Annotated in this window: 11 protein-coding genes; 3 read left to right on the top strand and 8 right to left on the bottom strand. The window is 56.0% G+C overall.

Features of this window, described 5'->3' with window-relative positions; genetic code table 11:
* Positions 1-6: 6 nt before the first annotated feature.
* On the bottom strand, positions 7-1,155 hold the full coding sequence (gene carA / locus BLO50_RS19600; protein ID WP_090255968.1) for a glutamine-hydrolyzing carbamoyl-phosphate synthase small subunit: 1,149 nt from the start codon (positions 1,153-1,155) through the stop codon (positions 7-9).
* A 296-nt stretch (positions 1,156-1,451) separates the two neighbouring features.
* On the opposite strand from carA, the gene BLO50_RS19595 reads away from it, so the two are divergent.
* Positions 1,452-2,867, top strand: a complete 1,416-nt coding sequence (locus tag BLO50_RS19595) for a DNA cytosine methyltransferase (protein ID WP_090255967.1) — start codon at positions 1,452-1,454, stop codon at positions 2,865-2,867.
* A 33-nt stretch (positions 2,868-2,900) separates the two neighbouring features.
* Here the strand turns inward: BLO50_RS19595 and BLO50_RS19590 are convergent, their stop codons facing one another.
* The 5 genes from BLO50_RS19590 to grpE form a co-directional block, all read right to left on the bottom strand.
* Entirely contained in the window at positions 2,901-3,638 is a 738-nt protein-coding gene (locus BLO50_RS19590; RefSeq protein ID WP_090256041.1) for a PmeII family type II restriction endonuclease, read from the bottom strand.
* 80 nt (positions 3,639-3,718) lie between these two features.
* Positions 3,719-4,522, bottom strand: coding sequence for a 4-hydroxy-tetrahydrodipicolinate reductase (gene dapB, locus BLO50_RS19585; protein WP_090255966.1), 804 nt, complete (start codon positions 4,520-4,522; stop codon positions 3,719-3,721).
* Between the two features lie 70 nt (positions 4,523-4,592).
* A complete protein-coding gene (dnaJ, locus tag BLO50_RS19580; RefSeq protein WP_090255965.1) occupies positions 4,593-5,720 on the bottom strand; it encodes a molecular chaperone DnaJ in 1,128 nt (375 codons plus the stop codon).
* Between the two features lie 126 nt (positions 5,721-5,846).
* Positions 5,847-7,763 carry a molecular chaperone DnaK gene (dnaK, locus tag BLO50_RS19575; RefSeq protein WP_090255964.1) on the bottom strand — a complete coding sequence of 639 codons (1,917 nt, stop codon included), beginning with the start codon at positions 7,761-7,763 and terminating at the stop codon, positions 5,847-5,849.
* A 99-nt stretch (positions 7,764-7,862) separates the two neighbouring features.
* Positions 7,863-8,432: a nucleotide exchange factor GrpE gene (grpE, locus tag BLO50_RS19570; RefSeq protein ID WP_090255963.1), complete on the bottom strand. Its 570-nt coding sequence runs from the start codon at positions 8,430-8,432 to the stop codon at positions 7,863-7,865.
* 156 nt (positions 8,433-8,588) lie between these two features.
* On the opposite strand from grpE, the gene recN reads away from it, so the two are divergent.
* Complete coding sequence (gene recN / locus BLO50_RS19565) at positions 8,589-10,262, top strand: DNA repair protein RecN (protein ID WP_090255962.1); 1,674 nt, start codon at positions 8,589-8,591, stop codon at positions 10,260-10,262.
* A gap of 60 nt (positions 10,263-10,322) precedes the next feature.
* On the opposite strand, the gene fur is transcribed toward recN, so the two are convergent.
* Positions 10,323-10,727, bottom strand: coding sequence for a ferric iron uptake transcriptional regulator (fur, locus tag BLO50_RS19560; RefSeq protein WP_090255961.1), 405 nt, complete (start codon positions 10,725-10,727; stop codon positions 10,323-10,325).
* 97 nt (positions 10,728-10,824) lie between these two features.
* On the opposite strand from fur, the gene BLO50_RS19555 reads away from it, so the two are divergent.
* Positions 10,825-11,343 (top strand): outer membrane protein assembly factor BamE, encoded by a 519-nt coding sequence (locus BLO50_RS19555; RefSeq protein ID WP_090255960.1) that lies wholly within the window; start codon positions 10,825-10,827, stop codon positions 11,341-11,343.
* Positions 11,344-11,418: 75 nt separating this feature from the next.
* Here the strand turns inward: BLO50_RS19555 and BLO50_RS19550 are convergent, their stop codons facing one another.
* Complete coding sequence (locus BLO50_RS19550) at positions 11,419-11,739, bottom strand: RnfH family protein (protein ID WP_090256040.1); 321 nt, start codon at positions 11,737-11,739, stop codon at positions 11,419-11,421.
* Positions 11,740-11,876 lie beyond the last annotated feature (137 nt).

Below are 11,876 nucleotides of genomic sequence, written 5' to 3'. Positions count from 1 at the left end.
CGAGGTTTAGCGGCGCTTGGCCATGGTTTCGATAAAGCGGTCGAACAGCGGGGCCACATCGGCTGGACCGGGGCTCGCTTCAGGGTGACCCTGGAAGCTAAAGGCATCCTTATCAGTACGCTCAATACCCTGCAGAGAACCGTCAAACAGCGACTTGTGGATAGCGCGCAGATTGCTCGGTAGGGTGGCCTCATCCACAGCAAAACCGTGGTTCTGGCTGGTGATCATCACCACACCGGTGTCGAGGTCTTGCACAGGGTGGTTAGCGCCATGGTGACCGTGACCCATCTTCAAGGTTTTGGCGCCTGAGGCCAGAGCCAGCAACTGATGACCGAGGCAGATACCGAACACCGGAATATCAGTTTCCAGTACATCCTTGATTGCCTGGATCGCGTAGTCACAAGGCTCGGGGTCACCAGGGCCGTTGGACAGGAACACGCCATCAGGATTCAGCGCCAGCACCTCAGCGGCCGGTGTTTGCGCCGGCACTACCGTCAGGCGGCAGCCGCGCTCGACTAGCATGCGCAGGATGTTCCACTTAACCCCGTAGTCGTAAGCCACCACATGGTATTTCAGCTCACTGGCTGGAATTTCGGGGTGACTGTCGTCTTTCAGGTTCCACACGCTAGAGCGCCACTCATAGCGCTCAGTGCAGCTCACCACTTTGGCCAAGTCCATGCCTTTCAGACCAGGGAAGCTACGCGCCAACTCCAGGGCTTTTTCTTCAGTGGCGTCATCGCCGACCAGAATGCAGCCGTTTTGCGAGCCTTTCTCACGCAGGATGCGGGTCAGGCGACGGGTGTCGATGCCAGCAATGGCGACGGTGCCGTTTTCTTTGAGGTATTCATCCAGCGGCTGTTTGTTGCGCCAGTTACTGGAGGTCAGAGGCAGGTCACGGATAATCAGGCCAGCTGCCCATACGCGGTTGGATTCGGCGTCTTCCGGCGTGGTGCCGGTGTTGCCGATGTGCGGATAGGTCAGGGTAACAATCTGCTGGGCATAGGAAGGATCGGTAAGGATTTCCTGATAGCCGGTCATGGCGGTGTTAAAAACCACCTCTCCAATAGTTTGGCCATCGGCACCGATGGCCTCGCCGCGAAAAATACTGCCATCAGCAAGAGCCAAAATGGCAGGTTTAAGGGCTGGCTTACTCAAGAAAACCTCCGAAAATCAAAACGTGAAGCAAACGCAGATTGTAAAAAAGCGGGATGACGTATCAACCGTCACCCCGCTTTTTTATCTGATTCATTCTGCGCAACTTTAGTGGACACACTAAAGCAGAAAGCTTACAGGAAAAGCTCAAAACCCGAAAGTAGCGCGCTCTCAAAAAGCCTAGAAAAAGCAGCAAAAACGCCGAAGCCAAACACACGCACGCGGCCAGACAGGGTTGACACTGCCGCACCAGCACCTAAAAATGGTACTCACGGCAGGCTTCGTAGAGGAAAGCAGGAATGAGTACCAAAATCAGCATTTCAGATGCTGCTCATATGCTCAACGTCAGTGAGCAACACGTAAGAGCACTATGCCGTGATCGCGAACTAAACGCAGAAAAAATAAGCGGCGCATGGATCATTGACCCCGACAGCGTAACTAATTACGGGCTAAGGACAGCACACATGGTCGCAGAAGATCATGCAGCCTACAAAGTTGAAACGAAGAGAAAGAACAAGCCGATAGCATTGAGTTTCTTCTCCGGAGCCATGGGCCTTGACCTAGGGATCGAGAAAGCGGGTTTCGACATTCGCTTAGCTTGCGAGTTTGACAAGTATTGCCGCCAAACCATCGCACTTAATCGCCCTAATACAGCTTTGCTTGGCGACATCAACACCTGTACACCAGAACAGGTCTTGAAGGCAGCGCAGGTAGAGCGAGGCGACGTAGACCTTATTGTAGGCGGCCCGCCCTGCCAAGCATTCAGCACTGCTGGCAAACGCCAAGCATTCAATGATGATAGAGGCAATGCTTTTCTCAAATATATTGATCTGGCGATCGAGATAAAACCGAAATTTATTGTCGTTGAGAATGTACGCGGCCTGCTGTCATGCCCCATGGATCACCGCCCTCATAGTCAACGCGGGGCCGAATTCCCTGATCTTTCCCTTGATGAAATGAAAGGCGGCGCCCTCAACTTCGTTCTGAGCGTACTCAAAAAAGCGGGCTATACCTGCACATTCAACCTCTACAACTCAGCGAATTTCGGAACCCCGCAAATTCGTGAGAGAGTGATCATCATATGCTCACGAGATGGTAAAGCTGCGCCGTTCCTAAAGCCGACACATTCAGAAGACGGCTCTCATGGACTACCGAAGTGGCGAAAACTCCGCGACGCACTAAATGGTATAACCACGCACGCACACCTTAATTTTCCAGAGAAGCGACTTAAGTACTACCGAATGCTTAAGGCTGGTCAAAATTGGCGCAATCTCACAACTGAACTGCAACAAGAGGCACTAGGTAAATCTTATTTCTCCGGCGGAGGGAAGACAGGTTTCTTTCGCCGCCTAAGCTGGGATAAACCTTCCCCCACACTGGTTACACATCCGGCGATGCCTGCAACGGACTTAGCGCATCCAGAAGAAGACCGCCCACTATCGATCCAGGAATATAAACGAATCCAAGAGTTTCCAGATAACTGGCAGCTAGCGGGCCCGCTAATTCAGCAATACAAACAAATTGGGAACGCGGTTCCAATCAGCTTAGGCTACGCAGTTGGAAAGTTGATCAAAGACCTCCTTGAAGAGAAAGCAGTTACTCCGCCGATAGACTTCAAGTTCTCTAGGTATCAAGCGACATCGCACAATGAATGGATGCGAACTTTTGAACAACAGAAAATAAAAGCTCAGCACGCCCTTGAACTTGATCGGTAAACTCGAAGAGGGGCGTCAGTGACGCCCCATTAGTCATGCTTCCGATGCGGAGTTCAACTGAACAAGAAGCTCCCAAGCTATAGAACCGTTCTCATCACAGAAGTCCGATGTAAATTCACGAGTAAATTTATTGACCATCTGAGAGTAAGAGACCAAAAATTCTTCATTTCTCTCTGAAGCCTTGAAGCCTAGTGGCTCAATCAATTCGACATAAAGATTTGCATCCCCCGAGACGAACTCCCAGAAGCGCTGACCACAGAGCTTGAAATAGTCACCTTTATCTGGATTATTGTCGCGACCGTAACAACATCCATTAACAGCTACAATATGCAACCCTGACTGACTTGTACGCAAAGTCCTCTGTGCGGTTTTGAAATTAGTGCGCATCTGGCCAATCTGGGAGCTATTACCCCAATTCGGCCCTGATTTGATAGCTACGATGTGACGACTACCATCTTTATCAAACTCCAAATCAACGCCAGCAATTCCTGACTTCCACCCGCCATAAGTCCGGCTATTGATAAAAATGGCTAACCCTTCGAGCCAATCACCAAAAAGAGTCTCTTCATTCGACGAAATATGCGCATCAAGAATACCGCGAACAATCTGCTCGGCAGTTTGCACATTCTTCGCCTTGAACATGTACGGGTTTTTGCGCTTCAAAACAGCTTTAAGCTTGAGCCTGGACAGACTATCTATGCGCTTCTGATGGAAACCACCAATGTTTTCTTCAACATATCTAGCAACGTCATCAAGATTCAGCAACTGCATGATTAAGTAAATCCCTATGCTCAAAAACACCTGTGATTGGCCGAGAAGCGCTCAACCTTGAAATAATACGATTTAGCAGCTCAGTTCAGCCCCAGAACGTCCTGCATGTCGTATAGACCAGGCTTACGACTCTGCAGCCACAACGCAGCGCGCACCGCACCTTTGGCGAAGGTCATGCGACTGGATGCTTTGTGGGTGATTTCCACGCGCTCGCCATCGGCAGCGAACAACACGGTGTGATCACCGACCACATCACCTGCGCGCACTGTGGCAAAACCGATGGTTTCGCGCTCGCGCGCACCGGTCTGGCCTTCACGGCCATAGACGGCGACCTTCTGCAGATCACGCCCCAGGGCATTGGCCACTACTTCACCCATACGCAAGGCGGTGCCGGACGGCGCGTCGACCTTGTGACGGTGATGGGCTTCGATGATTTCGATATCCACGTCATCACCGAGCACCCGCGCCGCAGTGTCGAGCAACTTAAGACACAGATTGACGCCGACACTGAAGTTGGCGGCAAACACGATGGAAATCTGCTTACCGGCCTCAGCCAACAGCTGCTTTTCTTCCGGGGAAAAACCGGTGGTGCCGATCACCATGGACTTACCGGCCTGACGGCAGATTTCCAGGTTCTTCAGGGTGACCGATGGATGAGTAAAGTCGATCAGCACATCGAACTGATCAAGCACCGCATTCAGATCGCCGGACAGATTGACGCCAATCTTGCCCTGCGCCACCAGCTCACCAACATCCGCACCAACCAGGCTGCTGTCGGCACGATCAATCGCCGCGCTCAGGCTTGCGCCATCGACCAGCTGCACGGCTTCGATCAGGGTCTTGCCCATGCGCCCGGCGGCGCCCATCACAGCAATACGTTGCATAGCTATCAGCTCCAAGCTGTCGCCACAGACTGCAGCAGCCGCTCAGCGGCCCGTAGTCTGTCAGCGGGATTTACAGGTCGCCAAAGAAGCGCTTAACGCCTTCGAACCAGCCATTGGCCTTCGGCGAATGCGAGCTGTCGCCTTCCAGGGTTTTGCGGAACTCATCAAGCAGTTCGCGCTGACGCTTGTCCAGGTTGACCGGGGTTTCCACCGCCACCTTGCACATCAAGTCGCCGGCACCACCGCCACGTACCGGGGCAACACCCTTGCCACGCAAACGGAACATCTTGCCGGTCTGCGTGCCTTCCGGGATCTTCAGCTTGACTCGACCATCCAGGGTCGGCACTTCCAGCTCGCCACCCAGGGCCGCATCGGCAAAGCTGATCGGCACTTCGCAGTACAGGTGCTTGCCGTCGCGCTGGAAGATCGCGTGCTCGCGCACATTCACCACCACATACAGATCGCCCGCTGGGCCACCCATGGCACCCGCCTCGCCTTCGCCAGACAGACGAATGCGGTCGCCGGTATCGACGCCAGCCGGCACTTTAACCGACAAGGTCTTGTGCTCTTCGACCCGGCCGTGACCGTGGCAGGAGCCGCAAGGATCGGTGATCATCTTGCCGCTGCCGTGGCAACGCGGACAGGTCTGCTGCACCGAGAAGAAGCCTTGCTGCATACGCACCTGGCCAATACCACCACAGGTGGTACAGGTCACCGGCGTGGTGCCCTTCTTCGCGCCCGAGCCATCGCAAGGTTTGCAATTGACCAGCGTCGGTACGCGAATGGTCACCGTAGTGCCACGCACCGCCTCTTCCAGGTCCAGCTCCAGGGTGTAACGCAGGTCACTGCCGCGCTGTGCGCCGCCACGTTGACCGCCACGACCACCGCCACCGAAGAAATCGCTGAATACATCACCGAAGATATCGGAGAAGTTGGCCCCGCCCGGACCGCCACCGCCGCCACCCATTTGCGGGTCGACACCGGCGTGGCCGTACTGATCGTAAGCCGAACGCTTGGCCGCATCGGAAAGCACTTCGTAAGCCTCGTTGGCTTCCTTGAACTTCTCTTCGGCGGCTTTATCGTCCGGGTTACGGTCGGGGTGATACTTCATGGCCAGACGGCGGTAGGCTTTTTTCAGCTCCGCTTCGCTGGCGCCGCGCTCGACACCGAGCACCTCATAAAAATCGCGTTTAGCCATAAGTCTTCAACACCTTTAAATCGTCTACTCCAGACACGCCAACGCGGGAGCAAGCTCCCGCGCGGCGGATCATGCCGAACGCGACTCGCGTCACGCCCGGCCAGAGCGGCATAAGCTTGCGCCTATTTATTTGTTGTCTTTGACCTCTTCGAACTCAGCGTCGACCACGTCGTCGCCTGCGTCCTTGGCTTGCTCAGCACCCGGGGCTTGTGCACCTGGCTGCGGTTGCTCGGCGTACATCTTCTGCGCAAGCGGTGCAGTCACTTCGGACAGCGCGGTCATCTTGGCGTCGATTTCAGCTTTGTCGTCGCCCTTGATCGCCACTTCCAGCGCGCTCAATGCGGTTTCGATAGCAGTCTTCTCGTCAGCAGTAGCCTTGTCGCCAGCCTCGGTGATCATCTTGCGGGTGGCATGCACCAGCTGATCGCCTTGGTTACGCGCGGTCGCCAGCTCTTCGAACTTGCGATCTTCCTCGGCGTTGACTTCGGCATCACGGACCATCTGCTGAATTTCTTCTTCAGACAGACCGGAGTTGGCCTTGATCACGATCGACTGAGTCTTGCCGGTGGCCTTGTCTTTCGCGCCGACGTGCAGAATGCCGTTGGCATCGATATCGAAGGTTACTTCGATCTGCGGTACGCCACGCGGAGCCGGTGGAATCTCAGCCAGGTCAAATTTGCCCAGGGACTTGTTACCGCTGGCTTGCTTGCGCTCGCCCTGCAGCACGTGAATGGTCACGGCGCCTTGGTTGTCGTCAGCAGTCGAGAACACTTGCGATTTCTTGGTCGGAATCGTGGTGTTTTTCTCGATCAGTGCAGTCATCACGCCGCCCATGGTTTCGATACCCAGGGTCAGCGGGCTGACGTCGAGCAGCAGCACGTCTTTGACGTCGCCCGACAGTACCGCGCCCTGGATAGCAGCACCCATGGCCACGGCTTCGTCCGGGTTAACGTCTTTACGCGCTTCTTTACCAAAGAAATCAGTAACCAGCTTCTGTACCAGCGGCATACGGGTCTGACCGCCGACCAGAATCACGTCGTTGATCGCACCGATGTCGATACCAGCGTCTTTCAGCGCAATACGGCACGGCTCGATGGTGCGTTGCACCAGGTCTTCAACCAGCGATTCCAGCTTGGCGCGGGAGATCTTCACGTTCAGGTGCTTAGGACCGGTGGCGTCTGCAGTGATGTACGGCAGGTTGACGTCGGTCGACTGGCTCGAGGACAGTTCGATCTTGGCTTTCTCAGCGGCTTCTTTCAGGCGCTGCATGGCCAGCGGGTCACCCTTGAGGTTCATGCCGCTTTCTTTCTTGAATTCGTCAACGAGGTAGTCGATCAGACGAATATCGAAGTCTTCACCGCCGAGGAAGGTGTCACCGTTGGTGGCCAACACTTCAAACTGGTGCTCGCCGTCAACTTCAGCAATTTCGATCACGGATACGTCGAAGGTACCGCCACCCAGGTCATAAACGATCACGGTGTGATCGCCCTTGGCCTTGTCCATACCGTACGCCAGAGCAGCTGCGGTAGGCTCGTTGATGATGCGTTTTACATCCAAACCGGCAATACGGCCGGCGTCTTTGGTAGCCTGACGCTGGCTGTCATTGAAGTAGGCCGGCACGGTGATCACCGCCTCGGTCACTGGCTCGCCGAGGTAATCTTCGGCGGTTTTCTTCATCTTCTTCAGAATTTCAGCCGAGATCTGTGGCGGCGCCATCTTCTGGCCGTTCACCTCAACCCAAGCGTCACCGTTGTCCGCCTTGGCGATCTTGTACGGCACCATTTGGATGTCTTTCTGCACGACGTCTTCTTCAAAACGACGACCGATCAGACGCTTTACCGCATACAGGGTGTTATGCGGATTGGTCACGGCCTGACGCTTGGCCGACTGGCCGACGAGGATTTCACCGTCGTTGGCATACGCGATGATCGACGGCGTAGTACGCGCGCCTTCAGCGTTTTCGATAACTTTAGCGACACCGTTTTCCAGAACCGAGACGCACGAGTTGGTGGTCCCCAGGTCGATACCAATAATTTTGCCCATCTTCACTCTCCCGAAACTTTGATAATCCCGCCACTGATCGTTGCCAGCGGCGGTAGCACTAAAACGCTTGACTGTTTAATGGGGGCAGCTCGGCGAATTTCAAGCCTGCTCATCGATCGATGGCGGCGCTTCTACCGGCGCCTTGCTGACCACCACCATGGCGGGGCGCAGCAGACGACCATTGAGCATGTAGCCCTTCTGGAACACCTTGAGCACGCTGTTTGGCTCGACGCTGGTGCTTTCCTGCATCGCCATCGCCTGATGATGCTCGGCGTTGAACGGTGCACCATGCGGGTCAATGGCTTCCAACTGGTGACGCTTGAGGGTGTCGCCGAACAGCTTGAGTGTCAGCTCCATGCCCTCACGAATTGCCTTGATCGCCTCATCATCCGGATTCGAAAGTTCAAGACCGCGCTCCAGACTATCCACCACCGGCAACAGGTCGTTGGCGAATTTCTCCAGAGCGAATTTGTGCGCCTTCTCTACATCCTGCTCGGCGCGGCGGCGCACATTCTGCAGATCGGCAGCCATGCGCAGCGACTGATCCTGCGCAGTAGCCAGTTGCTCTTCCAGCGCTTGCACGCGGGCAACCAGGTCATCGCCCGCAGCCGCTTCGGCAGCTGTTTGTACATCGGGATTCTGCGTATCCAGGGTCTGTTCGTCAGCCATGCGTCTCTCCTCTTATAAATCCGACGCGAGCCTTAACTCACGTACCTGGCTGCTATATGGGGTCAAAAAATGTGGTTTCAAGGACAACAGACGGATTGTCAGCCCACAAAAAAACACTGTATAAATAACCAGACATGAACTTGGGAGGCCCTCGCCATGCTGGTGCACCTGTCCGTACATAACTACGCCATCGTTGAACACCTTGATCTAGAGCTGGACGCCGGCATGAGCGTGATCAGCGGCGAAACCGGTGCCGGCAAGTCGATCATGCTCGACGCCCTCGGCCTGACCCTGGGCGATCGCGCCGACAGCGGCGTGGTGCGTCCCGGCGCGGATAAAGCGGACATCCTCGCCAGCTTCGACCTGCACGACATCCCCGAAGCCCGCGCCTGGCTGGCCGAGCGTGATCTGGACAACGACGGCCCGTGCATCCTGCGTCGAGTGATCACCGCCGAAGGCCGCTCCCGCGGCTACATCAACGGCTCACCCTGCCCGCAAGGTGATCTCAAAGCCTTGGGCGAGCTGCTGATCGACATCCACAGCCAGCATGAACACCAATCCCTGCTCAAGCCCGATACCCACCGCCGCCTGCTCGACGAATACGCAGGCAGCCAGGAACTGGCGCGCCAGGTGCAGCTCGCTGCACAGCGCTGGAAACAGACGCGCAATGAGCTGGAACGCATCGCCAACATCGGCGACGAGCAACGCGCACGCCACCAATTGCTCAGTTATCAGCTCGAAGAACTGGATAACCTAGCCTTGGGTGAGGACGAGCTAGAACAACTGGAGCAGGAACATAAAAACCTGACCAACGCCGAAAGCCTGCTCAGCGCATGCCGCCTGGTGATCGAGCAATGCAGCGAGAATGACGCTGGCAACGTGTTATCCGCCCTGACCAGCAGCCTCAATCGCCTCAGCGCCTTCCAGGGTCAGCCCGGCGCACTGAGCGAAGCCACCAACCTGTTGGCCAGCGCCCAAATCCAGGTAGAAGAAGCCGTCGGCGAGCTGAACCGTTTTCTCGACCACTTTGACGCCGACCCCGAGCGCCTGCAACAAATGGAAGAGCGTCTGGACGCGATCTACACCCTGGCGCGCAAGCACCGCATCCAACCAACCGAGTTGGGCGCCATGCAGCAACAGCTGTTTGAAGAACTGGAAAGCCTGAATGCCGACGACCAGGCTGCCGAGCGCCTGAGCGACGAACTGGCCGCCTTCGAGCGGCATTATCAGGAAAAGGCTGCCGAGCTGAGCACTTTGCGTAATAGCGCCGCCGACCAGTTGGCCAGAGCAGTTGAACAGGAAATGCAGAACCTCGGCATGCCGGGCGGGCGTTTCAACATCAAGCTAAGCGCTAACAGCAGTAGCGAGCCACACCCGAATGGCCTGGAGCAGCTGGAGTTTCTGGTCAGCGCCAACCCCGGCCAACCGCTGAAAGCCCTGGCCAAAGTTGCCTCGGGCGGCGAGCTGTCGCGTATCAGCCTGGCGATTCAGGTGATCACCGCGCAAACCTCGCGGGTACCGACGTTGGTATTCGATGAAGTTGACGTCGGCATCGGCGGCCCCACCGCAGAAGTGGTCGGGCAACTGTTGCGCCGGCTCGGCGAGCGCGGCCAGGTGCTGACTGTTACCCACTTGCCGCAAGTAGCCGCACAAGGTCACCAGCACTTATTTGTGCACAAAGTGCGCGACAGTGACGCCACCCGCACCGCTGTCAGCAAGCTAGACAGCGCGCAGCGTGTCGAGGAAATCGCACGCATGCTTGGCGGCGTCGACCTGACAGAGGAGTCATTGGCCCACGCCAGAAAGATGGTCAGCAGCGCTCAAGCCTGACCCCAAAACACAGCACAAAAAAAGGCGACCCCAGGGTCGCCTTTTTCATATGCCGATCAATCAGCTCTTTTTGCGCACATACAGCACAAGGTTGTGATCAACCAGCTCAAAGCCGTGTTCTTTGACGATTTCTTTCTGACGCTTTTCAATCTCGGCATCGAAGAACTCGATCACTTCACCGGAATCGACACAGACCATATGGTCGTGATGGCCGCTGTCCGCCAATTCGAAGACCGCATGACCGCCATCGAAGTTATGACGAACCACCAAACCTGCTGCTTCAAACTGGGTCAGTACGCGGTACACAGTCGCCAAACCTACGTCGTCACCCGCCTCCATCAGTGCCTTGTAGACATCTTCAGCACTCATGTGACGCTGACCGGCAGAGTCGAGCATTTGCAGTATCTTGACCCGTGGCAGGGTCACTTTCAGGCCAGCCTTGCGTAGTTCGCTATTTTCAACCATGGTCTGCTTTCTCACGGAAGCGGCTTCGCAGCTTCCTTTATTGCGGGTATGATCCGGGGTTATATTGCCCAGCCAAGATAGTGGAAGTCGCCCACCGATGCAAAAAACCAAACTCCTGCTGACCAGCCTCACCCTTACGGGGCTACTCGCACTCGCCGGTTGTTCATTCCCCGGGGTTTATAAAATCGACATTCAACAGGGCAATGTCGTCACGCAGGACATGATAGACCAGTTGCGCCCGGGAATGACCCGCAAGCAAGTGCGGTTTATCATGGGCAACCCTCTGCTGACTGACACCTTCCACGCCAATCGTTGGGATTACCTGTACAGCATCCAGCCGGGTGGCGGTAAGCGCCTGCAGGAGCGTGTAAGCGTTAACTTCAATGCCGACGACCAACTGGTTGGCTTGTCTGGCGACTTTATGCCGGGCGTCAGCCGCGACCAGGCCATCCTAGGTGAAGACAGCGGCGTTACCACCCCGCAAGCCACTCAGCAGCCGCAGGTTGAAGAGAAACCCGCCCCAGGCTCGCTGCTTGAGCAAATTCAGCGCGAAGTGGACGACGTGAAAGTCGTGCCGGTACCGACCCCAGAGCCTCTGGAAAGCACGCCGCAGTAACATTTGCTGATAAAAAAGCCCGGACATGTCCGGGCTTTTTTATGCCTGCATCGCTGCTGGCTAACACTTCAGCATTTACTGCGCCGCATCCTCGGCCTTGGCCTGCGCCGCTTTAGCAGCACGCTGCTTGCGCACTTCTTTCGGATCGGCAATCAGCGGCCGGTAGATCTCCACCCGCTCACCCTCTTCCAGCACGCGTTCATCGGGCTTGCTCACTGCCTTGCCAAAGATTCCCAACGGGCTGTTGTGCAGATCCAGATCAGGAAAATGCGCCTGCATTCCGGACTGCACCGCCGCCTGCCGCACCGTGGTGCCATAAGGCAGGCTTAGGCGCAGCAGCTTCTGCTTGGCGGCCAGGGCGTAGACCACTTCGACCACGATGTTTGGCTTATCCAAGATATCCGGAACCCAGCTAACAGTTACTTGTGTTTTATCGTCCACAAATCAATCACTTATCCAATCTAACTATTTTCAGTTTTTTCAATGCACGTAACCAATGAGAGCCTCTGCTATCTGCGCAAGAGTAAATCAAC

It is taken from the genome of Pseudomonas peli (assembly GCF_900099645.1).
Taxonomy (GTDB): Bacteria; Pseudomonadota; Gammaproteobacteria; order Pseudomonadales; family Pseudomonadaceae; genus Aquipseudomonas; species Aquipseudomonas peli.
The sequence above is the reverse complement of the archived record's forward strand: the minus strand, read 5'-3'. Positions and strand labels throughout refer to the sequence as shown.

Coding starts and splice junctions, on each gene's coding strand:
- BLO50_RS19555 (WP_090255960.1), top strand. CDS start 10,825: ATGCAAAAAACCAAACTCCTGCTGACCAGCCTCACCCTTACGGGGCTA.
- dnaK (WP_090255964.1), bottom strand. CDS start 7,763: ATGGGCAAAATTATTGGTATCGACCTGGGGACCACCAACTCGTGCGTC.
- BLO50_RS19590 (WP_090256041.1), bottom strand. CDS start 3,638: ATGCAGTTGCTGAATCTTGATGACGTTGCTAGATATGTTGAAGAAAAC.
- dapB (WP_090255966.1), bottom strand. CDS start 4,522: ATGCAACGTATTGCTGTGATGGGCGCCGCCGGGCGCATGGGCAAGACC.
- dnaJ (WP_090255965.1), bottom strand. CDS start 5,720: ATGGCTAAACGCGATTTTTATGAGGTGCTCGGTGTCGAGCGCGGCGCC.
- BLO50_RS19595 (WP_090255967.1), top strand. CDS start 1,452: ATGAGTACCAAAATCAGCATTTCAGATGCTGCTCATATGCTCAACGTC.
- fur (WP_090255961.1), bottom strand. CDS start 10,727: ATGGTTGAAAATAGCGAACTACGCAAGGCTGGCCTGAAAGTGACCCTG.
- recN (WP_090255962.1), top strand. CDS start 8,589: ATGCTGGTGCACCTGTCCGTACATAACTACGCCATCGTTGAACACCTT.
- grpE (WP_090255963.1), bottom strand. CDS start 8,432: ATGGCTGACGAACAGACCCTGGATACGCAGAATCCCGATGTACAAACA.